This window comes from Streptomyces sp. DSM 15324, assembly GCF_001514285.1.
In the GTDB taxonomy this organism is placed as follows: Bacteria; Actinomycetota; Actinomycetes; order Streptomycetales; family Streptomycetaceae; genus Streptomyces.
This window is the reverse complement of sequence record NZ_KQ949028.1, coordinates 380,877-407,220: the sequence shown is the minus strand read 5'-3', so window position 1 is coordinate 407,220 and position 26,344 is coordinate 380,877. Positions and strand designations below refer to the sequence as shown.

Below are 26,344 nucleotides of genomic sequence, written 5' to 3'. Positions count from 1 at the left end.
GACCGATTATCGCAATATGTCGGGGCTCCTCAGCCCTCCAGTTCCGCGCGCGCCGCGACGAAGGCGTCCACCGCGCGGTCGACGTCCTCGGTGGAGTGCGCGGCCGACAGCTGGACCCGGATCCGGGCCTGGCCCTGCGGGACGACCGGGTAGGAGAAGCCGATCACGTACACCCCGCGCTCCAGCAGCAGTTCGGCCATCCGGCCCGCCTTCGCGGCGTCGCCGATCATCACCGGGGCGATGGCGTGGTCGCCGGGGAGGACGTCGAAGCCCTCCTCGGTCATCCGGCGGCGGAACAGGGCGGTGTTCTCCCTCAGCCGCACACGCAGCTCGTCGGCGGACTCCAGCAGGTCGAGGACCTTCAGGGAGGCGGCCGCGATCACCGGGGCGAGGGTGTTGGAGAACAGGTACGGGCGGGAGCGCTGGCGCAGCAGGGCGACGATCTCCGCGCGGGCGGCGACATAGCCGCCGGAGGCACCGCCGAGGGCCTTGCCGAGGGTGCCGGTGATGATGTCGACCCGGTCCATGACGCCGTGCAGCTCGGGGGTGCCGCGGCCGCCGGGGCCGACGAAGCCGACGGCGTGCGAGTCGTCGACCATGACCATCGCGTCGTAGCGCTCGGCGAGGTCGCAGATCTCACCGAGCGGCGCCACATAGCCGTCCATGGAGAAGACGCCGTCGGTGACGACGAGCCGGCGGCGCGCGCCGGACGCCTCCTTCAACTGGCGCTCCAGGTCCTCCAGATCACGGTTGGCGTACCGGAAGCGGCGGGCCTTGGACAGCCGGATGCCGTCGATGATCGAGGCGTGGTTGAGGGCGTCGGAGATCACCGCGTCCTCGGGGCCGAGCAGCGTCTCGAAGACACCGCCGTTGGCGTCGAAGCAGGAGGAGTACAGGATCGTGTCCTCCTGCCCGAGGAACGCCGACAGCCGGGCCTCCAGCTCCTTGTGGACCTCCTGCGTACCGCAGATGAAGCGCACGGACGCCATGCCGTAGCCCCAGCGGTCCAGCGCCGCGTGGGCGGCGGCGACGACCTCGGGGTGGTCGGCGAGACCGAGGTAATTGTTGGCGCAGAAGTTCAGGACCTCACCGGGACGGCCGCCCGCGGTGACGGCGACGGTCGCCGACTGGGGGGTGCCGATCACCCGCTCGGGCTTGTGCAGTCCGGCGGCGCGGATCTCGTCGAGGGTGGTGCGCAGGTCGTCGCGCACGGAGTCGAACATGGGGGAAGCTCCTTGGGTGCCTTCGCCGAAAGGGGGGTTACGCGGTCCAGTCGAGGATGACCTTGCCGCCGCGGCCGCTCGCCGCGTCGGCGAACGCCGCCTCGAAGTCGCCGTACCCGTACCGGCCGGTGATCACGGGGGCGAGGTCGAGGCCGCCCTCCAGCAGGACCGACATCGCGTACCAGGTCTCGAACATCTCCCGGCCGTAGATGCCCTTGATCGTGATCATCGAGGTGACGATCCGGGCCCAGTCGACCGGGAACTCCTCCGCCGGCAGCCCGAGCATGGCGATCCGGCCGCCGTGGGTCATGTTGGCGATCATGTCACGCAGGGCCTCGGGCCGGCCGGACATCTCCAGGCCGATGTCGAAGCCCTCGCGCAGTCCGAGCTCGCGCTGGCCGTCGGCGATGGACGCGCGGGAGACGTCGAGGGCGAGGCTCGCGCCGATCTTGCGGGCCAGGTCCAGGCGCTCCTCGCTGACGTCGGTGACCATGACGTTGCGGGCGCCGGCGTGCCGGGCGACGGCGGCGGCCATCAGACCGATCGGGCCGGCGCCGGTGATGAGGACGTCCTCGCCGACCAGGGGGAAGGACAGCGCGGTGTGCACGGCGTTGCCGAACGGGTCGAAGATCGCGGCCACGTCGAGGTCCACGGGCACCCGGTGCACCCAGACGTTGGAGGCGGGCAGCACGACGTACTCCGCGAAGGCCCCGTCGCGGCCGACGCCGAGGCCGACGGTGGCCCGGCACAGATGGCGGCGCCCGGCGAGACAGTTGCGGCACTTGCCGCACACCAGGTGTCCCTCGCCGCTCACCCGGTCGCCGACGGCGATGTCGGTGACGTCCCGCCCGGTCTCCACGACCTCGCCGACGAACTCGTGGCCGAGGATCAGCGGGGTGCCGATGGTCTGCTGCGCCCAGCCGTCCCAGGCCCGGATGTGCAGATCGGTGCCGCAGATGCCGGTCCGCTGCACCTTGATCAGTACGTCACCGGGGCCGGCCTCCGGCTCCGGGACGTCCCGGAGCCACAGCCCGGGCTCCGCCTTCTCCTTGACCAGCGCCTTCAAGCTGCGGCTCCTGTGGTGAGGGCCCCGGGGGCGCACGGGCGGGCCGGGGCGCCCCGCTGCCGGGGAGGGGGGTGGATTCGCTCAGCAATCTGCCGCATGCCACCGGCCCCGGTCCATCGAGCTTTTCTTAAGCGGAGCAACAGCTTTCCTTCACGCCCTGATCTTGGACCCGGCGTGCGCACCGGTGCTACGGCGGTGCGGTGCCCGTCTCCAGCCGTACGACGAGGTCGGCGGCGCTCGCCTTGATGGTCTGAAGGCCGGGCGTGCCCCAGCGCCGGGGTGCGAGGTCGGCGACGCACACCGTGCCGAGGACCGTGCCGGTCGTGTCGATGAGCGGGGCGCCGAGGTAGGAGCGGATGCCGTACTCGTCGACGACCGGGTTGCCCGCGAAGCGTGGGTAGTCGCCGACGTCCTCCAGGACCAGCGCCTTGCGCCGGACGGCGACGTGCGGGCAGTAGCCGTACTCGCGCGGCAGGCGCCGGCCCACCTCGGGCTTCCCGCCGCGGGCCGGCTCGCCCCCGGGCGGGGTGTGCAGCCCGGCGAAGAACTGCCCTTCCGCCCGCAGGAAGTTGACCATGGCGTAGGCCGCGCCGGTCAACTCGGCGAGGTGCTCGGCGAAGGTGTCCAGGGCGGGCTCCGGCCACTCCCCGAGGCCGAGTCGGCGCAGCCTCTGGGTGCGGGCGGGGGCGTCCCGGTCCTCCGGGGTGAGCAGCAGGCGACCGGCCGGGCGGGGCGGGTCGTAGCTCATGGACGTGCTCCGGGCGGGCGGCCCGGGTCGCCGGGGAGGTGGGCGTGGGTCGTCATCTGCGGCTCCATGACAGGGGTTGCGGGGATCACATGGCTGCGCCGCGGCTCGGCTGGGGTGCCCCCGGTGCGTGGGCGATGAGGTGCCGGACGAGGGTGAGCAGGGTCTGCACCCCGGAGGCGGAGATCCGGGCGTCGCAGCGCACGATCGGGATGGCCGGGTCCAGGTCGATGGCGGCGCGCACCTCCTCGGGGTCGTAGCGGTGGGCGCCGTCGAACTCGTTGACGGCGACGATGAAACCGAGGCCGCGCTCCTCGAAGAAGTCGACGGCAGCGAAGCACTCCTCGAGGCGGCGGGTGTCGGCGAGGACGACCGCGCCGAGGGCTCCCTCGGACAGCTCGTCCCACATGAACCAGAACCGCTCCTGTCCGGGCGTGCCGAACAGGTACAGCACGTGCCTCGGGTCCAGGCTGATGCGGCCGAAGTCCATGGCGACGGTCGTCTCGACCTTGTTCTCGATGCCGTCGAGGTTGTCGGTCGTGGCGCCGGCCGTGGTGAGCAGCTCCTCGGTGCTGAGCGGGGCGATCTCGCTCACGGCGCCCACGAAGGTGGTCTTGCCGACCCCGAAGCCGCCCGCGACGAGGATCTTCAGGGCGGTCGGAAAGGGGTCGGCGCGGCCGTCGTCGTAGCGCTCGTACGTCTCCCGCGCGTCGTACGCGTCGCTCTCAGAGCTGTCGTCGTAGTCCATCGAGCACTGCCTCCAGTAGGGCCCGGTCGGTGGGGTTGTGGTGGAACTCGGGGGGCTTGGTGGTCAGGGCCCCGCAGTCGACGAGGTCCGACAGGAGGACCTTGGTGACCGCCGCCGGCAGTTTCAGATGGGCGGCGACCTCGGCGACCGGGACGGGGGCCCGGCACAGGTCGAGGGCCTGTGCGTACTCGGGGCCGAGATAGCCGAGGGGTCTCGCTCCGGTGGCCATCACCTGCGACATGAGGTCGAGGGCGACGGTGGGCTCGGTGCGTCCGTTGCTGACCGTGAAGGGGCGCACCAGCCGTCCGGCCGCGTCGTCGAGCCAGGGCCCGTCGCCGGCCGCCGCCACGCTCAAGTTCCCGTCACCGACGCATCGACGGCGTGCTGCCGGGGCGCGGTCGTCAGGTACGGCCGCACGCTCTTGACGAGCATCGCCATCTCGTAGCCGAGGACGGCGGCGTCGGCCTCCCGCCCGGCGAGCACGGCGAGACAGGTTCCCGAACCGGCGGTGGTGACGAACAGCAGTGTCGCGTCGAGCTCGACGACGACCTGGCGTACGTCCCCGCCGTCGCCGAAGCGGACGCCCGCGCTGCGGCCGAGGGAGTACAGGCCGGAGGCCAGGGCGGCCATGTGGTCGGCGCTGTCGGCGTCGAGGCCGTGGACCGACTTGACCAGTCCGTCGCAGGACAGCAGTACGGCGCTGCTGGTGTGCGGTACGCGCTGCACGAGGCCGCTCATCAGCCAGTCGAGATCGTTTGCCTGGCCGGTCGGCGCGTCGCTCGCCATGGTGGATCGACTCCTTGGGGTACGAAGGTCTGCGGGAGCGCTGGGGGTGGGGGTGGAGGTGGGGTTCATCCGGCGGGTGCGCTCCCGTCGCGCCGGGGGGTCGGGTGGTCGGAACCGGGATCGGAGCCCGGCACAGACCCGGCCTTCCCCTCCCGCACGCCGTACGCCCACGGGGCCCCGGAGGCGTGCGCGGAGGGCACCTCGCCTATCCCGGACGGGGCGCCGGGAGGTGAGACCGGGGTGGACCGGGGGGACGGGGCGGTGGAGCCTTCGGGAGCGCTCTCGGGTGCCGCCGCGCGCCGGTGGGGCGGGGCGGCGGACCGGTCCCAGGCAGCTGCGGGGGCGCCGGTGGCAGACCCGGGCGCCGGGGCGGGGGACCCGTCCCAGGCAGACGCGGGAGCGCCGGTGGCAGACGCATGGGGCCGGGCCGTGGGGCCGTTCGGGGCGGACTCCGGCACCGAGGCGACGGACTCACGGGACAAGGCGGCGGACCCGTCCCAGGCAGTCACGGGAGCCGTGCCCGCAGAACCACGCGACGGAGTGAACGACCCGTCCAAGGCAGCCTCGCGCACCGGAGTCGCGGGCCCGCGGGAGGGGGCGGCGGACCGGTCCCAGGCAGCTGCGGGGGAGCCGGTGGCAGACCCGGGCGCCGGGGCGGGGGATCCGTCCCAGGCAGACGCGGGAGCCGTGCCCGCAGAACCACGCGACGCGGGGAAGGACCCGTCCAGGGCAGGCTCAGGCACCGGAGTCGCGGAGCCGTCCTGCGCAGTCGCGGGGGTGCCGGTCGTGGACGCTTGGGGCGTGGTGGTGGAGCCGTCCGGCGTGGGCTCGGGGGACGCGGCGGGTCGGTGGGGCGGGGCGACGGGGGACTCCGGGGCCGACGTTCGGGGCCGGTCGAACGGGCCCGGTGCCGGGTAGGCGCTGCGCTCCAGGGGTTCCCACTCCGGGAGCGGTACGGCAGACCGCAGCACCTCCGCCTCCAGGCTCTGCTGCGCCTCGGCGAGGCCGATGCCGCGCTGGAAGGCGGCCATCAGCCCGGGGTCGTGCCCGACGACGGGCTGCTCGGCGTCCGGGCGGGGCCCGGGGCCGCCGCGCAACTGGGGCACGATGTGCTCCTGGGCACGGCGCCGAGGCAGTTGCGGCTTACCCAGGGTGCCGCGCACGGCACCCGAGCGCGGGACGGGGGCGACGCCCGCGTTCTCCTCCACGACCCTCCGGTCGGCCGGCCGGATACCGGGCACGGCGTCGGCGGGATTGGGCCGATCGTGCCGCTCCCCCCGCACGGGCAAGGGCCCGGGTCCTCCGGGGAAGCCGGAATCCCGACGGTGCTCGGAGCCGGCTTCCGACGCGGGGAGGAGACGGGATCCGCCGGCAGCCGACGCGGCCGGGTCGGTGCCGCCGCGGAGGCGGGCCGATACGCGGGAACCCTCCGTGGTGGGGTTGTTCCGCGAGGAGTGCGGTGCGGCGAGCGGGTGCCCCGCCGCCGTGGTGGGCGCGGTGCGCTGCGGCTGCATCGATTCCGGAAGCCGCTCGGTACCGCCGGTGCTCTGCTGCCGCGAAGCCACCGGAGGACCTGCCACGCCCCCTGCGGTCTGCGGTCGCTCCCGAACCGCAGATCCCTCCGCCCCGGCCACGGCGTGCGGCCGAGGCGGAACCGGAAGCCGCGTCGCACCGGACGGGTTCTGCTGCTGCGCAGCCACCGAAGGACGCTCGGTACCACCGGTGTTCTCCGCCTGCAGAGCAACCGGGAGCCGCACCCCGCCCCCCGCGTCCTGCGGCCGAGGCGGAACCGGAAGCCGTTCCGGACCACCCGCCGTCTGCTGCTGCGCAGCCACCGGAGGGTGCCCCGTACCGCCCGCGTCCTGCGGCCGTGCATCGGCCGGCGGGCGGCCCGTGTCGTGAGCGCTCCGCGGGCGGGCCGGCGCCTGGATGCGGTCCCAGCCGCCCGTCTCCTCCCCCTGCGGCGGAGCCGACCGCTGCGGTGGCGTGCCCTGCGGCCGGGGTGCCGCCGGTCGGCGCCCGGCGCCCGGCCCCGCCGGTCGGCGCCCGGTGTCCCCGCCCTGGCGCGGCAACTGCCGCGCCGCCGTGGCATCCGTGGCCGGGACCTGCCGCGGGTCGGCGGCGGCGAAGGGGTCCGGGGCGAGAGGATCGCGGGCCGGTACGACGGCTCCGGCGGCGCCCCCGAGCAAGGCCTGCGGGACGACGAGAACGGCCTGGACGCCGCCGTAGATGTTGGACTGGAGCCGGACCCGGATGCCGTGCCGCCGGGCGAGCTGGGAGACGACGTACAGACCGATGCGGCCGTCGGCCAGCAGGCGGCCGACGTTGACCTGGTCGGGGTCGGCGAGCAGGGCGTTCATCCGGTCCTGCTCCTCGACGGGCAGGCCGAGGCCGCGGTCCTCCACCTCGACGGCGAGCCCGGAGGTGCACAGGGTGGCGCGCAGTAGCACCTGGGTGTGCGGCGCGGAGAACACCGTGGCGTTCTCGACGAGTTCGGCGAGGAGATGGATGACGTCGGCGACGGCGTGCCCGCGCAGCTCGCCGTCGATCGGCGGGACGAGCTTGACCCGGGAGTACTGCTCGACCTCGGCGATGGCGGAGCGCAGCACCTCGGTCATGGAGACGGGGTTGCTCCACTGCCGCCGGGAGACGGCCCCGCCGAGGACGGCGAGGTTCTCGGCGTGACGGCGGATGCGGGTCGCGAGGTGGTCGACGTGGAAGAGCCCCTTGAGCAGCTCCGGGTCCTCGATCTCGTTCTCCAGCTCGTCGAGGATCGAGATCTCGCGGTGCACGAGGGACTGAAGCCGCCGCGCGAGGTTGACGAAGACCTCCAGTTTCTGTTCGCTGCCCGCCTGGCTGGAGAGCTGGGAGGCCTGTACGACGGCCGTGACGGCGCCCGAGTGCGCGCGGGCGAGGTCGGCGGCGAGCAGTTCGAAGTCGTCGGCGTCCGAGGGCGGCGCGCCGCGCGACTTGCGCCGTTCCGGCGCCTCGCCGCGGCGCAGCGACTCGACGAGCGCGCGCAGGTCGGCCTCGCCGCGTGCGCTGCTGCGGCGCAGGGCGGCGACGCGGTCGCCGACGGAGCGCGCGGCACGGTCGGCGGCGACGGCGGCGACGAGGATGCCGACGCCGGTGACGGCCACCGCGCCGGCCAGCACCGTCCACAGGACGGGGCCGGGCCGGGTGCCGGTGGAGCGCACGGTGAACAGCACGACCGCGCAGGCGCTGAGCGCGACGGCGGTCGGCGGCAGCACGGCGAGTCGCAGGAGCTGGGGCCTGAGGTGCGTCTCGGCCGGCACCGGTGCGGTGCGGGCCACCGGCCGTCCGTGCCGCCCGCCCTCACGGCGGTCTGCGCGTGCGACGGGTGCGCGGAGGTGAGACATCGGTGTCCTCGTACTGGGTCCGTGGGCCGGTTTTCTGGCGCGGGTACGCACGGCGGGCATACGCCGGCGGCCACTCACAGTAGTCACCAAGGCATCATGTGCGGCGGGCAGTTGACAAACTCCCCCGGGGAACGTCCCGCTCTGGTATGAGGCCTCGCACAGGAGGCCGATAAGCCCTGGATTCACCCGTTCACGGATGACACCGAAGAGATAAGAGAACGATCAGCGACCATCAGAAATGGTCACTGTCGGTGAGAGGATTCCCGGGGGCGCGCTCGGCCCGGTCGGGCGCCACGGCCGGGCGCCACGGTCGGGCTTCTCTGCACCAAGCCGAAGGTCACGGTCGTAGCCGGTGGTGCGCTGTGAGCACCGGAACGGCTATCGAGTGGACCGAGGTCACCTGGAACCCGACAACCGGCTGCGATCGCATCTCGCCGGGCTGCGACCACTGCTATGCGCTGACCCTGGCGAAGCGGCTGAAGGCAATGGGTCAGGCAAAATACCAGCGCGAGGGTGATCCGCGGACCAGCGGGCCCGGTATCGGGCAGGGAGCCACCCAGCGTCCCCAGCGTTCGGGCTCGGCTGCCGACCAGGTCTGCAGGTCCAGGGAGAAGGCGCGGACGGCCAGGAACGGGCCGTCGAGGTGCTGGCGGGGCTTGCCGCCCTGGCGGACGAGCAGCCGTTCCTTCCAGGCTTGGACGATCTCTTCGCTCAGCCGCAGGTCGGACTGGTCCGGGTTGATCTCTTCGACGATCTTCCAGAAGTAACGGACCAGATGGCGCACCAGGTTGTCCAGCGTGCCGTACTCGACCTCGACGGCGCGGCGGCGGATGTAGCCGACCAGCAGGTCACGGGCCCGCGGTTACGCACCTGGTGGCGGTCGACCAGGTCGTCGACGGACTGGCGGCCGCGGACCCTGGCGTCCTGCAAGGTCTGCGGGACCCAGGCCGGCAGGACGCCCATATCGCGCAGTAGCGGCCAGGCGCCGGCGATCCCGCACTCGGGATGGGCGTTCGCCTGATCGGCTCGATCTCCCGACTCGCCCCATCGACCACCACGTACGGCAGGGACGCCGCCGTGCCCTCAAGCACGGCGCCGACTCGCGGCAGATCCGCCCGGCCGTCCATCAAGTCCCGATGCGCACCGGTGAACTCAGCATTTCCCAACATGAGGACAGATGCTTCATGCCCGTGCCAACTGATCGCCAGCAGATCAACCAGTAGTGCAGTCAACGCACCCGGTGCCGCCGCCTGCCCGTGCCTTCGCCGTGGCGGCCACCGCGCTTCCGTCCGGCGCCGACGACCGCCCGCCGACGGCGGACGTGACGTGTCGACTGCGGCCGGACTGCTGACGGACCTCGCGCGGTTGCAGCCGTCCGGCCGGCGCGGCTCAGTAGCCGACGTGGAAGGTGGCGTCCTGCTTCTCCGTCGTGGTCGAGATCGGGTCGATGCGCAGAGCGTAGTTCGAGTGCCGGATGTAGCGCGTCGGGTAGTTGTACGAGCGGAACGACGACCAGGAGGAGTCGGCCAGCCCGGCCGTCCGGTAGAAGGTGGCGTCCCGGGCGAACGTCGACGTCCCGTTGTCCACGTCCAGCTGGAGTGCGTAGTTGTAGTGCCTGAGGTACCGGGTCGGGAGGCTGACCGACTGGAAGGAGACCCCGGAGCTGTCGGCCAGGCCGGGCACCAGCTTCCACTGGGAGTCGGAGGGCGGGTCGATGGGGTACGGGTCGATGCGTCCGAGGTAGTTGCTGTGCCGGACGTAGCGGTCGGGGTAGTTGTACGACTTCAGCCGGTTCCAGGTGGGGGTGCCCCACTTGGCGACGAGAGTGTCGTATTCGGTCGTGGTGATCGTCGTGATGCCGCAGTGCTTGGAGTTGAGCGGCTGGGTGTACGTCCGCTGGTCGAGCGGGGTCCAGGTACCGGCCGCCAGGTCGGTGGTCTGCCAGGCGTAGAAGACGCCGTTGGGCGTGTAGGTGTCGCCCCACATCCAGTACGTGCCGGAGGTGAGGGACTTGACGACGGTCGGGGCCTCGGTGCCGCCGTGCGAGACGGCCGGGGTGAAGGGCGTGAAGCTGCCCGGGGCGAGCGAGGTGGAGCGGGCGCCCAGCAGTGTCCCGTTCCTGTTGTTCTTGAAGTAGAGGTAGTTGACGCCGTTCACGCCCACCGTCATGTCGCCGTCGATCGCGTCGTACCCGGGGTCGAAGAAGACCTGCGGCGCCGAGACCGTGACGAAGTCGGTGGTGTAGTTCACCATGATCACGTTGTGACGGCTGGAGTTGACCGACGAGTAGATGATCGCGTACTGGCCGCGCCCCGCGTCCCAGAAGGCCTCCGGCGCCCAGCTGTGGGTGACCATGTCGTGCAGCTTCAGCCGGTGGTAGCCGGTGAAGGTGCGCAGGTCGGTCGAGTACCAGACGTGGATGTACTGGCTGTTGTACGTCCAGTCGGTGCCCTTGAGGTCGGTGGCGAGCACCACGAACGTCCCGTCCTGCTTGCGCAGGATGAACGGGTCGCGCAGGCCCATGGCGCCCTCGGTGGGGGTGACGACGGGGTTGTTCTGGTTGAGCGGCGTCCACTCCAGTCCGTCGGTGCTGACGGCGAGGTGCAGGCCGTAGTCGGTGCCCTCGCCCAGGGAGGTCGACTCGGTGAAGTAGCACATGACGTACGCCGAGTCGGCCGCGCGTGCGGTCCCGGCACCCAGGGCCAGCGCGCCTGTCGCGGCCAGGGGCACCGTCGCGGCCATACCGAGGAAGCGGCGGCGGGAGGGGTGGGCGGCAGCGCTCATTGGTGCTCCATCGGGGTGCGAGAAGGAGACGGTGTCGATATATCGAACGAGGTTCGGTGAATCGATCAGACAGTAGGGAGGAGACACTTACCGGTCAATCTTTCTTTCAGAATTACTGCATTTAGACCGCGCCATCGCCTACGTCCTGGTCAGCGGCTGCGCCGTCCCAGCCCCGTGGACCGCGGCAAACCGGGCTCCACGAGGCACATCCTGTCGGACGCGAACGGACTGCCCTCCTCGTCGGCGTCTCGACCGGCAACACGCAGGACAGCGAAGGCTGAATTGGTTACGCGGCAAGCACATCGGAGTGCGGATCGCGCGCAGGGGCATGAAGTCGCGTAACCACCTGGCATTCCTCGGACTTGCCGCTGCCCTCTGCCGCTACGAGCGCCTCGTCCGCCTCACCACGTAGGACACGGTCTTACTCTTAGAGGCGGATCCGCGTCCCCGAATCCCCCGACCGCTCGATCGCGTCAAGCAGCCGCTGCCGCCGCGCCGCGTGCGTGAAGTCCGGGGCAAGCGCCGTGCCCTGGGTCAGGTCAGCGTGGATCTGCGCGTACTGGGCGCCCACGTTGTAGGCGGGGCTCCTCCACAGACCGGCAAGTTCCGGTACGTCCAAGTAGCGGGCGGGCAGCGGGATTTCGGCGAGGGCAGCGGCTGTGCCCCGGGCGCCGTGGACGGTGAGCGCGGCCTGCTGAAGGTGGCCGTGGTCGCCCGTGACGACGAGGTCCCCCTCGGTGCCGTTGATCTCCCAGTGGAAGTTCGTGCCTCGGGAGAGCCCGGCGCGGAAGTGCAGGGAGGCGACCGCGCCCGATGCAAGGCGGCCGCTCACCGCGACCTGGTCGTGCACGGTCATCGCGGCCGCGTGGCCCGTGCCCTCCTCGTGCACCACGGGCCGCCGGGTCGCGAGCGTCGAGGAGACCTCAGTGAACTCGCCAAGCACCTGGGCTACGGCGTCGACGGTGTGCCCGAAGGGGATCGTCAGCATGGTGCCGCCGTTCTCGCGGTCCAGGAGGTACGCACCGCCCGGCTCGAAGGTGGCGCCCCACCGGCGCCCCGACGCCACCAGGCTGGTGGAGAGGACCTCGCCCACGTACCCGTCGGTGACCAGGTCCCGCACCTGCCGTACCACGGGCGCCGAGCGGGCCTGAAGCCCGGCGAACGTCCGCACTCCGGCCTTCGCCGCGGCGGCCGCGAGCTCCTCTGCCTCGGCGAGCCCGTTGCCCAACGGCCACTCGCAGAGCACCGCCTTGCCCGCGCCGAGTGCCGCGAGGATCACCTCGCGGTGCAGCGGCACCCGGACGCTGACGACTACCAGGTCCACCTCGTCGCTCGCCATAAGTTCCGCGGTGCTACCGAAGGCGAGCGGCACCCTGTACTTCTCGCCCGCCGCCCGGGCGGACTCGGCGCTCGAGGCCGAAAGGGCGCGCAGCTCGTACCCCTTGAGGCGGGAGAGAGCGGGCAGGTGCGACTGGGGAGCCCAGCCGCCGCGGGCGGAGAGGCCGACAAGGCCCACGCGAACAGGGGCGGAAGCGGCGGTCGAGTTCATGCCGCGAACGTACGGATACCCCCGTACTCACCTGCAAGGGCACCCAGTATATTTTGGAAACCATGACAGCTCAGAGGCAGTTTTCCGACATGGCTGAGCGCGCGTACCGGCACGACATCTACGGGCTGCTCTGCCCGGGCCGTGCCGTCTTCGAACTGCTCGCCAACAAATGGACGGGCCTGGCCATCACCGCCCTGGCAGGCGGCCCCCGCCGCTTCGGCGAGCTCCGCCGCAAGCTGGAGGGCGTCAGCCCCAAGGTGCTCACCCAGACCCTGCGGCGCCTGGAGGACAACGGCCTGGTCGTGCGCACCATCTACCCGGAGGTCCCCCCACGTGTCGAGTACGAGCTGACCGAACTCGGTCGCGGCGCCCTGGAGCCGCTGGCCCATCTGCGCACCTGGATCCGCGCCAACACCGGCCGGTTCACTTCCGAAGGGCTGGGGGAATGAGCGGCCGAGCTGCCTGGCGAGTTCTTCATCGCTCTCGCCGCCGCGATCATCGCCGTCTGTACCTCATCCACCGGGCATGGACCCCTCTGTCGCTGGCCCAACCGCCCCCGAAGCCCCCCCGCATCCGGTGACCTACTGGCGACGCTCCCAGCCGGGAGACGCCCCAGCATCCGCACCATCTCCCCCCTCGATCCCCAACCGACGTCACCGCTCACCCGCGAGGTCGAGATCCTTGTTGCTCGTCTCGGCAACACCCTCGGTACTCCGAGGACGCCGCCAGGGGTGCGCGATCGGACCGGACACCGCCGGCCACCACGCCTCCACCGGCAGCTTCCCCGCCGGCTCGAACGGCTCGCCCGGCCGCGGAAGCGCCACCGCCTGGCCCGCTTCCTCTGCCGCGTCCTTCGTCCACTCCCCCGGCTCCGCCCAAGCATGCATGGCCAGGTTGAACGTCCCCCAGTGGATCGGCAGCAGGACACCGCCCGGCGCGCCGCCCTGGAGGTCGAGGTGGGCGCGCACACCCTCCTCGGGGGTCATGTGAATGTCGGGCCAGAAGTCCGAGTAGGCACCGATCTGGATCATCGTGGCGTCGAACGGGCCGTGGTCGGCGCCGATGTCCCGGAAGCCCTCGAAGTAACCGGTGTCGCCGCTGTGGTACACCCGGTGCTCCTCACCGGCGACCACCCACGAGGCCCACAGGGTGTGCTGGGTGTTGCGCAGACCGCGGCCGCAGAAGTGGCGGGCCGGGGTGGCGGTGAGGGTGAGGCCGCCGACCTTGGTCGCCTCGTGCCAGTCCAGCTCGCGCAGCCGGTCCGGGGAGACGCCCCAGTGCTCCAGATGGGCGCCCACGCCGAGCGGCACCGCGAACAGGGTGTCCGTGCCGGCCAGCGCCTTGATGCTGGGCAGGTCGAGGTGGTCGTAGTGGTCGTGGGAGATGACGACGACGTCGACCGGGCCCAGCGCCGCCAGCGGCAGCGGCACCGGGTGCAGTCGCTTGGGGCCGGCGAAGGAGAACGGGGAACAGCGCTCGCCCCAGACGGGGTCGAACAGCACCCGGTGCCCGTCGATCTCCGCGAGGACGCTGGAATGGCCCATCCAGGTCACCCGGAGCCCCGTGACGGGCGGCTTGGCGAGGTCGGCGAGGGTCGTGGGGTGCACCGGGACCGTCCCGGAGGGGGCGCGGCGGGGCCGCTGCTCCTTGTCGAAGAACACCTTGGCGAAGTCGAGCGCCGAACCCGAGGGACGGGTGCGCGCGGGGCCGCCGGGGTTCTGGAAGACCCCGTCCTTGAAGTGGGGGGATCTGCGGATGCGCGCCATGCGCTCACCGCTCGGGTCCGCGCCGAAGCCCTCGGGCTGCAGTGCGCGGAGCCCGGAGCTCAGGGAACGGAAACCGGACACGGTACCTCCAGGTGGAGTCGCTGAGGCATTCCATTATGGTCGCCCCCTCCGGCAGCGCGTTGACAGTCCGTGCCCGGCCTCTCGATACTGACCCACTGTTCAGTAGCGGTCCGTCCTGATCCGTCCGAGGAGTGCCCATGCCCGCCGCCCCCCTGTTGTCCCTCACCTGGACGGACGAGGTCACCGGCCGCCGGGGCTTCCTGGTGGTCGACCGGCTGGTGCGCGGGGTGTGCAGCGGCGGTCTGCGGATGCGGGAGGGCTGCACCCTGGAGGAGGTGACGGGCCTCGCGCGCGGGATGAGCCTGAAGGAGGCGCTGCACTACGACCCCGAGGCGCGGTACGTCCCCCTGGGCGGGGCCAAGGGCGGCATCGACTGCGATCCCCGGGACCCGGCGGCGTACGGCCTGCTGGTCCGCTATCTGCGCGCGGTACGGCCGTACGTGGAGAGCTGCTGGACGACCGGCGAGGACCTGGGGCTGAGTCAGGACCTGGTGGACCGGGCGGCCGCCGAGGCGGGGCTGGTCTCGTCCGTGCAGGCCGTGTACCCGCTGCTCGACGACGAGACGGCGGCCCGCGCGCGCCTGGCGGACGCCTTCGCCCTCGACGTGGACGGCATCGGTCTGGACGAACTGGTCGGCGGCTGCGGGGTCGCCGAGTCGGTGCTGACCGCTCTGGACCGGGCCGGGGTGCCGTACCGGGGGACACGGGTCGCGCTCCAGGGGCTCGGCACCATGGGCGGTGCCACGGCACGCTTCCTCACGCGCGCGGGGCTCACCGTCGTGGCGGTCGCCGACGTCAAGGGCACGATCGCCAACCCGGACGGGCTGGACGTGGAGGCGCTGCTCCTCGCGCGCGACGCCCACGGCACGGTGGACCGCTCGGTGCTGCGGCCCGGCGACCGCGAACTGCCGGGCGAGGCCTGGCTGTCGGCGGAGGCGGAGGTGCTGGTGCCGGCGGCGGTGTCGTACGCGATCGGCGCCGCGGAGCAGGGGCGGATCCGGGCCCGCTGGATCGCCGAGGCGGCCAACATGCCGGTGCTGCCGGAGGCGGAGGCCTCGCTCCACGCGCGCGGGGTGACGGTCCTGCCCGACGTGGTGGTCAACTCCGCGACGAACGCCTGGTGGTGGTGGACGCTGTTCGGGGACGTCGGCGCGGACGCGGACGAGGCGTTCGCGCACACCCGCCGGTCGATGCGCGCGCTGGTGGAGCTGGTTCTGGCGCGCGCCGCGGCGGACGGGACGACCCCGCGGGCCGCCGCGCACGCGGTCGCGGCGGAGCGGATGCCGGTGATCGCGGAGCGGTTCGGCAGCCACCGCTGACGGCACCGATGAGTACGGAGCGGTCCGGCAGCCACCGCTGAGGGCGCCGGCGCAGGTCGAGCGGGCTGTGCTGAGCGGTGCCCGGCAGGGCCCCTGTGTAGGGTGACGCCGTGGCGAGGGTCCGGTTGAGTGTGGCCGAGCGGCGCGAGGAACTGTTGCGGGCCGCCATCGAGCAGATCGAGGCGCGGGGCGCGGCGGCCGTGAGGATCGCCGACGTGGCAGCGGCGCTCGGAGTGAGCAACGCGCTGGTCCTGTATCACTTCTCGACCAAGGAGAAGCTGGTCGCCGCCGCCTTCGCGCGCGCCGCCGAGGACGACCTGGCACATCTGCGCGGGCTGCTCGGCCGCCGTACGACCGCACTGCGCCGACTGCGGGCCGCCGTGCGCTGGTACGCGCCCACCGGCCAGGCCAAGGGCTGGCGGCTGTGGATCGAGGGCTGGGCGGTGTCCCTGCGGGAGCCCGCGCTGCGGGAGGTCGCCCGTGACCTCGACCGGGCGTGGAAGGCCGCGCTGGCCGAGGTGATCGCCGAGGGGGTGACGGCGGGCGAGTTCGGCTGCCCCGACCCCGCCGCCACGGCCCTGCGCCTGACGGCCCTCCTGGACGGTCTGGCCGTCCAGCTGACCTCGTACGGCGGCACGGTGTCGCGGGTGCGGGCGCAGGAGTGGGTGGAGGAGGCGCTGGCACGGGAGCTGGGCACCCCCGTGGAGCCGGCGCGGGCGACCGGCGAGGACGAGCCCCGCTGAGGGCCCGCCCTCTCCCCCGTCCCCCCCTTCCGTCAGGCCACCGAGGCGATCCGGTCCCGGATGTCCTGCGGCGACAGGGCGCCCTTCGCCGTCACATGGTCCCCGGACGACTCGCCCCGCAGCCGCCGTCCGATCCACGGCACGAGGTACTCGCGCGCCCAGTGCACGTCGTCGCGACGCACCTCCAGCGTCCCGCGCGGCGGCAGCGGCGGCCACGGCTGCTCGGGGTCGGCCGGCACCTGGAGCCCGAGCGTCTGCCCGGCCCGCAGCGCCACGCGCGTGTGGCCCTCGGGGGACAGGTGCAGCCGGTCGCCGTCCCAGGCCCGGCGGTCCTGTACGGACTTCAGGGACCACAGGTCGAGCACCTGACAGCCGTACCGGTCGGCGACGGCCCGCACATGTCCGTTGTAGGTGGCGATCTTCCCGCGCAGGTGCTTGAGCACGGGTACGCCCCGGGTGTCGAAGCCGGTGGTCACCATGACCGTGCCGGCGACGGCGGTCAGCGAGGCGATCGCGCGCTCGAAGCGCTCGGCGACCTCGTCGGGATCGGTGCCCGGACGGATGATGTCGTTGCCGCCCGCACAGAAGGAGACCAGGTCCGGCGCGAGCTCGACGGCCCGCGGCAGCTGGTCCTCCATGATCTGGTCGAGCAGCTTCCCGCGCACCGCCAGGTTGGTGTACGCGAAGTCGCCCTCGGGGCGCCGGTCCGCGAGGAGTACCGCGAACCGGTCCGCCCAGCCGACGAACGCCCCGTCGGGGCCGGGGTCGCCGACGCCCTCGGTGAAGCTGTCCCCCACCGCCACGTACGACCCGATCACTGATCTGCTGTCATTCTTCGAATCGTCTGCCACAGCGGTTCATGATTCCCCTTCTAATGTGACCTACGCGACCGTAGGAAGGGGTTGACTGGCGGTGAGATAAACCACGTCAGAAGGGTGTGCCCGTCAGGGAATAAGCGACCACGCCCGGAAGTTGCCGATCCGGAAATGGCTCCAGGCGGCCGTACGCCGGCCTCACCGACGTAGCGGCGCAACCGGGTAAAGGGATGCCACGACGAAGGCCGGGCCCGGGGCTCGGGTCCGGCCTTCCTGCGGGTCAGGCGTGCGCGGCGGTCGTCGTCGGCGGGGTCAGCCGACGGCGACGCCGTGGGAGCGGAGGTAGGCGACCGGGTCCACGTCGGATCCGTAGTCCGGCGTGGTGCGGATCTCGAAGTGCAGGTGCGGGCCGGTCACGTTGCCGGTGGCGCCGGAGAGGCCGATCTGCTGGCCGGCGGTCACGGTCTGGCCGGCCGAGACCGAGAGCTGCGACAGGTGGGCGTACTGGGCGTAGTAGCCGTCGGCCAGCCTGATGACGACCTGGTTGCCGTACGCGCCGCCCCAGCCGGCGGTGACGACCGTGCCCCCGGCTATGGCCTTGAGGGAGGTGCCGGTCGGGACGACGAAGTCGACGCCGGTGTGGTACCCGCTGGCCCACATGCTGCCGGCCACGTGGTAGCCGGTGCCGATGGTCGCGCCGGACACCGGGAGGGTGTAGCCGCTGGAGGAGGGGGCGCTCCCGGCGGACTGCGGGGCCGTGTCCGAGGACGACGAGGACGACTGCGTCGCCTGCGTCGACTTCGGCGAGGAGGACGAGGAGGACGGGGACGAGGAGGCGGACGACGACGAGGAGCCGGTCGACGACTCGGTGCCGGTGCTCGCGGCCCTCGCGCCGAGCGACAGCTTCAGGCCGGGGTGGATCAGCGAGGGGTTGCCGCCGACGGCCTCGCGGTTGTCCGCGTACAGCTTCTGCCAGCCGCCGCGGACGTGCTGCTTGTCGGCGATCTTGGCCAGGTAGTCGCCGGCCCGCACGGTGTAGCTCCGGGCGTGCGTGGCGGACTTCCGCGTCGTCGTCGCGGAGGCCTGTACGGCGTTGTCCGCGACCGACTGGGAGACGGTCTGCGCCACGGCCCGGGAAGCATCCTGGGAAACGGACTGCGGGGTGGCCGCGTGGGCGCCGGTGGCCCCCAGGAGCGGGAGGGCGAGCGCGGCACCGCCGGTTCCGGCGACGGCGATGGAGCGGGTGAAGCGCTGGGGCTTCGGGCGGCGGTGCTTACCCTTCGCGGGCATGGCGAATTCCTCTCCGGCGCCTGCGAGGTGAGCTGTCGGGTGCGGACTGGAGATGCCCGGCCGCGACGGGTCGCGGCTTTACCCCGAGCCTGTTCCGGAGACCGGGACAGGCGGTTTCGCCTGTGGGTCCCCCGCTCCTGCCGTGCACGGGTGAGTGTGCGGATTCCGGACGGCGGCAGGATTCGGCGTCCGTCCGGATGGGTCTGGAACGTAAGCGACCAGGACGCACAGGAACAAGCAGTGGTTGCCCTGCTCACGGCTTTCTCTTGATCCGCTGCGCGAATTCCCCGTGACGCTCCGTGCAACCACCACGGGGATTTTCGCCTAACGCCCTTGAAAGGCACGTCGATTACGTGAGCATGACGGGCGACGCAGGGTCACGGATATGACCCTGCTCACGCAATACCCTTGCAGGATCCCTTATTCCAGAGCGAGTTGGACTAAGGATTCAATTCGGACAGAACCCTCAGATGCGACGGAGGCGGATAACCGTCGCATCGAGGTCACCGCGCAGCCCGGTCCGCAGCCCGTGGTGCAACAGCACCGCACCCCGGTGGACTTCGCCCGTTTCGCGGCATTCGTACGACGCCGTCGGATCCAGGCCGCGCAGGCGCAGCGCCGGAACCGGCTCGCCGTAGCGCTGGGCCTGGAGCCAGGCGAGGACGACGGTCTCGTCACCGCGGACGTACTGGACGGCGCTCAGCCCGCCCGCCGGAGGGCGCAGCCGGTACTGGTCGCCGCGCTGGACGAGAGGGCGGATCTCCTTGTAGAGGTCCACCCAGCGGCGGGCCTCGGCGAGCTCCTCCTCGGTCCACTCGGAGAGGTCGCCGCCGACGCCGAGCACCCCGGCCATGGCACTGACGAAACGGAAGCGCAGCGAGCTGATCCGGCCGTTGAGCTGGGTGTTGGGGCTGTCGGTGACCCAGGCGGCCATCACGCGCGCGGGGTGGATCTGGCTGAAGCCGTGCTGGATGTCGAGCCGGTCGAGCGGGTCGGTGTTGTCGGAGGTCCACACCTGGTCGGTGCGGGCGAGGATGCCGAGGTCGATGCGTCCGCCGCCGCCCGAGCAGGACTCGAAGGCCACGCCCGGGTGGGCCGCCCGCAGCCGGTCCAGCAGGGCGTACAGGGCGCGGACGTGGTCCACCCACAGGCGCTGCGGGTAGGGGTCGTCGGGCCAGCCGGCGTCGGTGAAGCAGCGGTTGAAGTCCCACTTGACGTAGTCGATGGGGGCGCTGGACAGCAGGCTGTCGAGCCGTTCGAAGAGGTACTCCTGGACGTCCTCGCGCGCCAGGTTCAACATGAGCTGATTGCGGAACTCCGTCCGCTTTCGTCCCGGTTGGAACTGGACCCAGTCGGGGTGCGCCCGGTACAGGTCGCTGTCCGGGTTGACCATCTCGGGCTCGACCCAGATGCCGAACTGCATGTCGAGCGCGTGCACGTGGTCGGCGAGGGGCTTCAGCCCGTTCGGGAAGCGGTCCGGGTTGGGCCACCAGTCCCCGAGGCCGGCGTGGTCGCCGGTGCGGGCGCCGAACCAGCCGTCGTCGACGACGAACAGCTCGACGCCGATCGCCGCGGCCCGCCGGGCGAGGGTGGCCTGCTGTTCCTCGGAGATGTCGAAGAAGGTGGCCTCCCAGGAGTTGAACAGCACCGGCCGGTCCCGCTCGGCGTCCGGGATCACATGGGCGCGCTGGTAGGCGTGCCAGGCGCGGCTGGCCCCGCCGAAGCCCGCGTCGCTCCACAGACCGGCGAACAGGGGCGTGGTGAAGGACTCCCCCGCCGCCAGCCGCAGCAGACCGGAGTCGTCGTATCCGGCGCCGCCGGTGATCTGCACGCGCGCGTCGGGGAGTTGGGCGACGGAGATGCGCCAGGAACCGGACCAGCCGAGGGCACAGCCGTAGACCTCGCCGCGCTCCTCGGTGGCGTCGGTGTCGAGGGCGACCCAGGGCAGGTACTGGTGACCGGTGTGACCGCGCCGACTGCCGATGATCTTCTCGCCGTAGGTCAGCGGGGCCCGCACCAGCCGGGACTCGGCGGCCCAGCGGCCGTGCAGATGCGACAGCCGCCAGTCCTCGCGCTCGGGCAGGGTCCAGGTGGCGGAGTCGGCGCGCAGCAGTTCCAGCGGCTCCTCGCCGTCGTTGCGCAGGGTCGTCCAGCGCTCCACGACGTCGCCGCGCATCCGGTAGTGCAGCGTGATCACCAGGGCGCCGTCGCGGAACCGCAGCCGCAGCTCGGCACCGCCGTCATCCCGGCCGCCCTCGCTCCCAGGCTCCTGCTGGATCTCGTACGACTCGAAGGTCCACTCGGTGCCGCGGCGCCCGGTGCCGGTGCGCACGGACAGGGCGGGGCGGACGAACCGGGGGCCGCCCTCCACCGGGTACTCCTCGTGCCCGTCCAGCGCGGCCTCGAAGGACGCGCGGCCCTGGAAGGGCACGGCGGCCAGCGCCTCGGCGTCGACGAGCGCGATCCTCGCGCCCCAGTGCAGGTGCACCAGTTCGTCGGCCTCGGTGAGGTGGAGGGCATAGCTGCTCGCAGGCCCCGAAAGGAGCCAGGTACGGCCGCCCGCGGCGATCTCGGGCTTCACGGTCTCGGGCATCAAACCCCCACTAATTCGAACAGGTGCGATCAAGCCTCAACATCATGAGCTGCGGACACCCCACCCTGCAATGTCTGTGGACAAACCTTTCACCTGGGGAGACGAGGGATTCGTCCGGCTGTGGACAACCCGTTGCCCTGCGCATCCGTGCCGTATGGTCGAAGCGGTTCCGTCGGTCACCCGAGCCGCACCGGTGGAGCCCGACCCGGGAGGGAGCCCCCGTGACGCAGCAGATCCCGTCGACCGAGCCCGAGTTGGCAGGTGTCCGCAACTTCCGCGACGTCGGGGGTCTGCCGACCACCGACGGACGGCGGGTGCGGCACGGCGTGCTGTTCCGCAGCGGCCATCTCGCGCACGCGACCGAGGAGGACGCCGCGTTCCTGTCCTCCCTGGGTCTGCACACGGTGTTCGACTTCCGCAACGCGGCGGACCAGAAGCTGGAGGGCCCGGACGTCGACCTGCCCGGGGTGCTCAACGTGAACCTGCCGCTGTCGGACCCGGCGGACGGCGCGGAGTTCTGGAAGATGGTCCGCGACGGCGACATCGAGCTGCTGCGCGCCCTCCTGGGCGACGGCAGGGCCGCGGGCCGGATGATCGCCTCGTACCGCACGATCATCCAGGGCCGTACGGCCGAGCACTCGCACGTGCTGCACGCGCTCGCCGAGGACAGCGTCCCCGTGCTGATGCACTGCGCGGCCGGCAAGGACCGCGCCGGTCTGTCCGTCGCGGTGACGCTGCTCGCCCTCGGCGTGGAGCGCGACGCGATCCTCGCGGACTACCTGGAGTCCAACGCCAAGCACCGCCGCTACAAGGTGCGGCGCGGCGGCTCGGCGGCGACCGCGTACACCCCCGAGGTGATGGAGCTGCTCGGTCCCCTGTTCGACGCCCGTGAGGAGTACCTCGCGGCGGCGCTGGACACCATCGACGAGACCTGGGGCGGCGTCGACCCCTATCTGGAGAAGGGGCTGAAGCTGGCTCCGCGGACCCGGGAGCGGCTGCGCGAGCGGCTGCTCGACTGAGGTCCCTACTGCTTGGCCCCCATCTCGAACAGGAACCAGATGAAGGCCGCGAGGACGTGCCCCACCGCGATGTAGATGATCAGCCGGATCCAGAGGCTGCGCGGGAACCGCTCCTCCATGTCGGTCATGGTGTCTCTCCAGGGGTGGGGCCCAGGCACAGGGCGGCCGTGGGACTCTGCAACAGGGTGTGGACGAAGAGCAGGTCGACCCCGTCGGGGTCCTGCGCGGCGAGGCGGTGCGGGGTCAGCGAGTCGAAGTGCGCACCGTCCCCGGGGCCGAGCAGATGCACGGTGTCGCCGAGGCGCAGCCGCAGCCGGCCCGTCAGGACGTGCAGCCACTCCTCCCCCGGGTGCACCCGCACGATGTCGCCCTGCGACCCGTACGGCACGTGCACCCGCAGGGCCTGCATCCCGCGCCCGGACGCGCCGGCCTGCCAGTAGGTCCAGCCGCCGGTCCGGGTGGGTTCCATCTCGGCGGCGCGGATCACCGCGTCCCGGTCGGCGACCGTCTCGCCGAGCAGTTCCGAGACCGTCGTACCGTAGACCCTGGCGAGCGCGAGCAGCATCGGCAGCGAGGGCTGGCGCTGCCCGGTCTCCAGCCGGGACAGATGGGCGGGCGAGAGCCCGGCCGCGCGGGCGGCGGCCTCCAGGGTGAGGGCGGCCCTGCGGCGCAGGGAGCGCAGTTGCGGTGCGACGGCCGGAAGGTCGTCCGCGGCGGACGGGGAGTCGGGCGAACTCATACGTCCATTCAGCCCGAGGATTGCCTCTGGGGCAAGTTTCTTGCCTCAGAGGCAAAACGTGCGGCGCGCGCCGCCGGTCAGCGGTTCGCCACCGCCTGCTTGATCAGCGTCTTTCCGAAGTCCCACATCAGCCCGCCCCCGCCGTGGGCGTCGTCCATCACCTCGGTGAAGGCGTCGACGAACCGGTCCACGTCCCGCTCGTCGACCACCAGCGGCGGGATCAGCTTGATCACCTCCAGGTGGTCGCCGGAGACCTGGGTGAGGATCCGGTGCCGCTGGAGCAGCGGGACGACCACCATCTGGGCGAAGAGCCCCTTGCGGGCGGTCTGGAGCATGGTCCAGCGGCTGCGCAGCTTCAGCGACGTCGGCCGGCCGAACTCGATGCCGATCATCAGGCCCCGGCCCCGGACGTCGGCGAGCAGCTCGTAGGTGCCGGTGAGCGCCGTGAGCCGGGACTTCAGTCGCTCGCCCATGACGCGTGCGTTCGCGACGATCTGCTCGTTCTCCATGACGGACAGGGTCGCGAGGCCCGCCGCCATCGCCTGGGCGTTGGAGCCGAAGCTCGCCGAGTGGACCAGGACGCGGTCGATCGAGGAGTAGACCTTCTTGAAGATCCAGTCCTTGCCGAGGGTCGCGCCGACCGGCACGTATCCGCCGGAGAGCGCCTTGGCCACGCACACCAGGTCCGGTTCGACACCCTCCTCGTGCTGGTAGGCGTAGAAGTCGCCGGTCCGGCCGAGGCCCGTCTGCACCTCGTCGGCGATGAGCAGCGCCTTGTGCCGGTGCACCAGCTCCTGCGCGGCGCGCAGATAGCCGGGCGGGGCCTCGTGCACACCCTTGCCCTGGATCGGCTCGACGATCAGGGCGGCGACATCGCCCTTCCGCAGCTCCCCGGCCAGCGCGTCGAGATCACCGAGCGGCACGGCCGTGTCGGGCAGCAGCGGGTCGAAGCCCTCACGGAAGCCGTCCTCGCCGTTGACCGACAGCGAACCGGTGGTCAGGCCGTGGAAGGCGTGGTCGCAGTAGAGGATCCTGGGCTTCCCGGTGGCCCGGCGGGCGAACTTCAGCGCGGTCTCGACCGCCTCGGTGCCGCTGTTGCCGAAGAACGCCCGGTCCAGGTGCGGGCTGTGGGCGAGCAGCCGTTCGGCGAGGAGGCCCGGGAGTGGCTGGCAGTCGAAGCGGGTGAGATCGGCGAGGGAGGCGTCGAGGACGTCGTGCAGCGCCTTGCGGACGACGGGGTGGTGGCGGCCCAGCCCCATCACCCCGAACCCGGCGAGCATGTCGAGGTGGTCGTTGCCGTCGGCGTCCCAGAAGTGGGCGCCCTCCGCCCGCTCGTAGACCTTGTCGAAGCCGATGGTGTGCAGCATGCGCGGGAGCTGGTGGTTGAGGTACTTGCTGTGCAGCTCGTAGCGTTCGGCTCCGCGCTCGGCCAGGAGGGCTCCGAGGTCGAACTCCTTGGTCATACGTGTCTCTCCTTCACTGGCCCGGCTCCTCCTTGAGCGCGAGGCTCGCGCCGATCCGCCCGGCGATCTCGACGGGGGTGAGGCCGATGTCGGCGAGCACCTCGGCGCGTTTGGCGTGGGCGAGGAACTGCTCGGGGATGCCGAACCGCCGTACGGGCACGTCGACCTCGGCGTCCGCGAGGGCGAGGGCCACCGCCGAACCGACGCCCGCCGCCCGGCTGTTGTCCTCGACGACCGCCACCAGCCGGTGTCCGGCGGCGAGCACGGGCAGGGCCGGGTCGACGGGTTTCACCCAACGGGGGTCGACGACCGTGCAGTTGATACCGCGGGCTTCGAGCAGTCCGGCGGCCTGGAGGCAGACCGGGGCCATCACGCCGACGGCGACGAGCAGCACCTCGGCCGCCTCCGTCCGGTGCAGCACGTCCATGCCGCCCAACCGGTCGACCGCCGGGATCTCGGGTCCCACCGACTCCTTGGGGAAGCGCACCACGGTCGGCGCGTCGTCCACGGCGACGGCCTCCCGCAGCTGGGCGCGCAGCTGCTCGGCGTCGCGCGGGGCGGCGATCCTGAGCCCCGGCACGACCTGGAGCACCGACAGGTCCCACATGCCGTTGTGGGAGGCCCCGTCGACGCCGGTGACCCCGGCCCGGTCCAGGACGAACGTCACCCCGCACCGGTGCAGCGCCACGTCCATCAGGAGCTGGTCGAAGGCCCGGTTGAGGAAGGTGGCGTAGACGGCGACGACCGGGTGCAGCCCGCCGGTGGCGAGGCCGGCGGCGCTCACGGCCGCGTGCTGCTCGGCGATCCCGACGTCCCACACCCGGTCCGGGAACCGCTCGGCGAAGGCACCGAGCCCCACCGGGTGCAGCATGGCCGCCGTGATCGCCACGACGTCGTCGCGTTCCTCGCCGATGCGGACGATCTCCTCGCCGAACACCGAGGTCCACGAGGGGCCGCCGGAGGGCACGAGCGGGGCGCAGGTGAGGGGGTCCATGGCGCCGACGGTGTGGAAGTGGTCCTCCTCGTGCGCGAGCGCCGGCTCGTAACCGCGGCCCTTCTCGGTCAGGCAGTGCACCAGTACCGGCCCGTGGAAGCGTTTGGCGCGCCGGAGCGCGGACTCGACGGCCTTGATGTCGTGCCCGTCGATGGGTCCGACGTACTTCAGCCCGAGGTCCTCGAACATGCCCTGCGGGGCGAAGGCGTCCTTGAAGCCCTTCTTCGCGCCGTGCAGCGACTCGTAGACGGTGGCACCGACGACCGGGGTGCGCAGCAGGACGTCCTTCCCCCAGGCCAGGACCTTCTCGTACCCGTCGGTGGTGCGCAGGGTCGCCAGATGGTTGGCGAGCCCGCCGATGGTCGGGGCGTAGGAACGTTCGTTGTCGTTGACGACGACGATGAGCGGCCGGTCCCTGGCCGCCGCGATGTTGTTGAGCGCCTCCCAGGCCATGCCGCCGGTCAGCGCGCCGTCGCCGATCACCGCGACCACGTGGCCCTTCTCGCCCTGCACCTGGAGGGCCTTGGCGAGACCGTCGGCCCAGCCGAGCGCGGCGGAGGCATGGCTGTTCTCGATGACGTCGTGCTCGGACTCCTCACGGGAGGGGTAGCCCGACAGGCCGCCCTTCCCACGCAGCTTGGAGAAGTCCTGACGTCCCGTCAGCAGCTTGTGCACATAGCTCTGGTGGCCGGTGTCCCACAGGATGCGGTCGACCGGCGACTCGAAGACGCGGTGCAGCGCGACGGTGAGTTCCACCACCCCCAGGTTGGGCCCGAGGTGTCCGCCGGTCCTGGCGACCGCGTGCACCAGGAAGTCCCTGATCTCCTCGGACAGTTCACCGAGCTGCGGCTCGGACAGCGCCCTCAGGTCGCGTGGTTGCCGGATGTTCTCCAGGATCGTCACGATCGGGCCCCCTTAGGTCCGTGCAGTTCGCTGCTGTTCAGCTCACGGTGACGGCCGGCTCCCCCGCCGCGACGCCGTCCCGCTCCATCCGCTCGGCCAGCTTCATGGCCTCCTCGATGAGGGTCTCGACGATCTTCGACTCCGGGACGGTCTTGATGACCTCGCCCTTCACGAAGATCTGGCCCTTGCCGTTGCCGGAGGCGACCCCGAGGTCCGCCTCGCGGGCCTCGCCGGGGCCGTTCACCACACAGCCCATGACGGCGACCCGCAGCGGGACCTCCATGCCGGTGAGGCCCGCCGTGACCTCCTCGGCGAGCTTGTACACGTCGACCTGGGCG

22 protein-coding genes, 3 pseudogenes and 1 riboswitch are annotated in these 26,344 nt (G+C 71.9%); of the genes and pseudogenes, 6 read left to right on the top strand and 19 right to left on the bottom strand.

Features of this window, described 5'->3' with window-relative positions; all coding sequences use genetic code 11:
• Positions 1-29 precede the first annotated feature (29 nt).
• From AQJ58_RS21435 to AQJ58_RS45940, 7 genes and pseudogenes are all read right to left on the bottom strand, one after another.
• Positions 30-1,223, bottom strand: a complete 1,194-nt coding sequence (locus AQJ58_RS21435) for a glycine C-acetyltransferase (protein ID WP_067252382.1) — start codon at positions 1,221-1,223, stop codon at positions 30-32.
• Positions 1,224-1,260: 37 nt separating this feature from the next.
• On the bottom strand, positions 1,261-2,289 hold the full coding sequence (gene tdh / locus AQJ58_RS21430) for an L-threonine 3-dehydrogenase (RefSeq protein WP_067252380.1): 1,029 nt from the start codon (positions 2,287-2,289) through the stop codon (positions 1,261-1,263).
• Between the two features lie 187 nt (positions 2,290-2,476).
• Positions 2,477-3,037: a GAF domain-containing protein gene (locus AQJ58_RS21425; protein WP_067252379.1), complete on the bottom strand. Its 561-nt coding sequence runs from the start codon at positions 3,035-3,037 to the stop codon at positions 2,477-2,479.
• A gap of 85 nt (positions 3,038-3,122) precedes the next feature.
• Positions 3,123-3,782, bottom strand: a complete 660-nt coding sequence (locus AQJ58_RS21420; protein WP_067252377.1) for a GTP-binding protein — start codon at positions 3,780-3,782, stop codon at positions 3,123-3,125.
• Positions 3,760-4,131, bottom strand: a complete 372-nt coding sequence (locus AQJ58_RS21415; RefSeq protein WP_067252376.1) for a DUF742 domain-containing protein — start codon at positions 4,129-4,131, stop codon at positions 3,760-3,762. The genes AQJ58_RS21420 and AQJ58_RS21415 overlap by 23 nt, the downstream gene beginning before the upstream one ends.
• Positions 4,132-4,133: 2 nt before the next feature.
• Positions 4,134-4,568, bottom strand: coding sequence for a roadblock/LC7 domain-containing protein (locus AQJ58_RS21410; RefSeq protein ID WP_067252374.1), 435 nt, complete (start codon positions 4,566-4,568; stop codon positions 4,134-4,136).
• A gap of 1,751 nt (positions 4,569-6,319) precedes the next feature.
• Positions 6,320-7,948, bottom strand: a pseudogene (locus AQJ58_RS45940) (ATP-binding protein); the annotation flags it as partial.
• Between the two features lie 251 nt (positions 7,949-8,199).
• On the opposite strand from AQJ58_RS45940, the pseudogene AQJ58_RS45660 reads away from it, so the two are divergent.
• Positions 8,200-8,403: pseudogene (locus AQJ58_RS45660) on the top strand (DUF5131 family protein); the annotation flags it as partial.
• Positions 8,404-8,438: 35 nt separating this feature from the next.
• Here AQJ58_RS45660 and AQJ58_RS43880 read toward each other — a convergent pair.
• The gene (locus AQJ58_RS43880; RefSeq protein WP_067252372.1) at positions 8,439-8,732 is read right to left on the bottom strand and encodes a hypothetical protein; all 294 of its coding nucleotides are present in this window, start codon (positions 8,730-8,732) and stop codon (positions 8,439-8,441) included.
• 605 nt (positions 8,733-9,337) lie between these two features.
• A complete protein-coding gene (locus AQJ58_RS21395; RefSeq protein ID WP_067252371.1) occupies positions 9,338-10,732 on the bottom strand; it encodes a glycoside hydrolase family 43 protein in 1,395 nt (464 codons plus the stop codon).
• Positions 10,733-10,867: 135 nt separating this feature from the next.
• On the opposite strand from AQJ58_RS21395, the pseudogene AQJ58_RS43875 reads away from it, so the two are divergent.
• A pseudogene (locus AQJ58_RS43875) lies at positions 10,868-11,144 on the top strand (IS5/IS1182 family transposase); the annotation flags it as partial.
• 15 nt (positions 11,145-11,159) lie between these two features.
• Here the strand turns inward: AQJ58_RS43875 and AQJ58_RS21390 are convergent.
• Positions 11,160-12,281 (bottom strand): Gfo/Idh/MocA family protein, encoded by a 1,122-nt coding sequence (locus tag AQJ58_RS21390; RefSeq protein WP_067252369.1) that lies wholly within the window; start codon positions 12,279-12,281, stop codon positions 11,160-11,162.
• 89 nt (positions 12,282-12,370) lie between these two features.
• Between AQJ58_RS21390 and AQJ58_RS21385 the strand changes: the two genes are divergently transcribed.
• Positions 12,371-12,730: a winged helix-turn-helix transcriptional regulator gene (locus AQJ58_RS21385; protein WP_067252367.1), complete on the top strand. Its 360-nt coding sequence runs from the start codon at positions 12,371-12,373 to the stop codon at positions 12,728-12,730.
• Positions 12,731-12,934: 204 nt separating this feature from the next.
• Here AQJ58_RS21385 and AQJ58_RS21380 read toward each other — a convergent pair whose 3' ends face one another.
• Positions 12,935-14,128 (bottom strand): MBL fold metallo-hydrolase, encoded by a 1,194-nt coding sequence (locus tag AQJ58_RS21380; protein ID WP_067252366.1) that lies wholly within the window; start codon positions 14,126-14,128, stop codon positions 12,935-12,937.
• Between the two features lie 137 nt (positions 14,129-14,265).
• Here AQJ58_RS21380 and AQJ58_RS21375 point away from each other — a divergent pair, with 137 nt between their 5' ends.
• Both AQJ58_RS21375 and AQJ58_RS21370 read left to right on the top strand, forming a co-directional pair.
• The gene (locus tag AQJ58_RS21375) at positions 14,266-15,447 is read left to right on the top strand and encodes a Glu/Leu/Phe/Val dehydrogenase dimerization domain-containing protein (protein ID WP_067252364.1); all 1,182 of its coding nucleotides are present in this window, start codon (positions 14,266-14,268) and stop codon (positions 15,445-15,447) included.
• Positions 15,448-15,557: 110 nt separating this feature from the next.
• Entirely contained in the window at positions 15,558-16,190 is a 633-nt protein-coding gene (locus AQJ58_RS21370) for a TetR/AcrR family transcriptional regulator (RefSeq protein ID WP_067252362.1), read from the top strand.
• Between the two features lie 32 nt (positions 16,191-16,222).
• On the opposite strand, the gene AQJ58_RS21365 is transcribed toward AQJ58_RS21370, so the two are convergent.
• The 3 genes from AQJ58_RS21365 to AQJ58_RS21355 all read right to left on the bottom strand — a co-directional run bounded on the left by AQJ58_RS21365 (position 16,223) and on the right by AQJ58_RS21355 (position 20,888).
• Positions 16,223-17,008 carry an SGNH/GDSL hydrolase family protein gene (locus AQJ58_RS21365; protein WP_067252361.1) on the bottom strand — a complete coding sequence of 262 codons (786 nt, stop codon included), beginning with the start codon at positions 17,006-17,008 and terminating at the stop codon, positions 16,223-16,225.
• Positions 17,009-17,317: 309 nt separating this feature from the next.
• Positions 17,318-18,295: a M23 family metallopeptidase gene (locus tag AQJ58_RS21360; protein WP_067252359.1), complete on the bottom strand. Its 978-nt coding sequence runs from the start codon at positions 18,293-18,295 to the stop codon at positions 17,318-17,320.
• Between the two features lie 4 nt (positions 18,296-18,299).
• Positions 18,300-18,493: riboswitch (cyclic di-AMP (ydaO/yuaA leader) on the bottom strand.
• Between the two features lie 268 nt (positions 18,494-18,761).
• Positions 18,762-20,888 (bottom strand): alpha-galactosidase, encoded by a 2,127-nt coding sequence (locus tag AQJ58_RS21355; RefSeq protein ID WP_067252357.1) that lies wholly within the window; start codon positions 20,886-20,888, stop codon positions 18,762-18,764.
• A 221-nt stretch (positions 20,889-21,109) separates the two neighbouring features.
• Here AQJ58_RS21355 and AQJ58_RS21350 point away from each other — a divergent pair, with 221 nt between their 5' ends.
• On the top strand, positions 21,110-21,907 hold the full coding sequence (locus tag AQJ58_RS21350) for a tyrosine-protein phosphatase (protein ID WP_067252356.1): 798 nt from the start codon (positions 21,110-21,112) through the stop codon (positions 21,905-21,907).
• Positions 21,908-21,912: 5 nt separating this feature from the next.
• Here AQJ58_RS21350 and AQJ58_RS21345 read toward each other — a convergent pair whose 3' ends face one another.
• The 5 genes from AQJ58_RS21345 to AQJ58_RS21325 form a co-directional block, all read right to left on the bottom strand.
• Positions 21,913-22,035, bottom strand: a complete 123-nt coding sequence (locus tag AQJ58_RS21345) for a DUF6126 family protein (RefSeq protein ID WP_067252354.1) — start codon at positions 22,033-22,035, stop codon at positions 21,913-21,915.
• The gene (locus AQJ58_RS21340; protein ID WP_067252353.1) at positions 22,032-22,646 is read right to left on the bottom strand and encodes a helix-turn-helix domain-containing protein; all 615 of its coding nucleotides are present in this window, start codon (positions 22,644-22,646) and stop codon (positions 22,032-22,034) included. The genes AQJ58_RS21345 and AQJ58_RS21340 overlap by 4 nt, the downstream gene beginning before the upstream one ends.
• Before the next feature lie 77 nt (positions 22,647-22,723).
• Entirely contained in the window at positions 22,724-24,109 is a 1,386-nt protein-coding gene (locus AQJ58_RS21335) for an aspartate aminotransferase family protein (RefSeq protein ID WP_067252351.1), read from the bottom strand.
• A 13-nt stretch (positions 24,110-24,122) separates the two neighbouring features.
• The gene (gene dxs / locus AQJ58_RS21330; RefSeq protein WP_067252350.1) at positions 24,123-26,006 is read right to left on the bottom strand and encodes a 1-deoxy-D-xylulose-5-phosphate synthase; all 1,884 of its coding nucleotides are present in this window, start codon (positions 26,004-26,006) and stop codon (positions 24,123-24,125) included.
• 37 nt (positions 26,007-26,043) lie between these two features.
• A partial coding sequence (locus AQJ58_RS21325; protein ID WP_159056283.1) for a flavodoxin/ferredoxin-dependent (E)-4-hydroxy-3-methylbut-2-enyl-diphosphate synthase occupies positions 26,044-26,344 on the bottom strand: 301 nt, incomplete at its 5' end.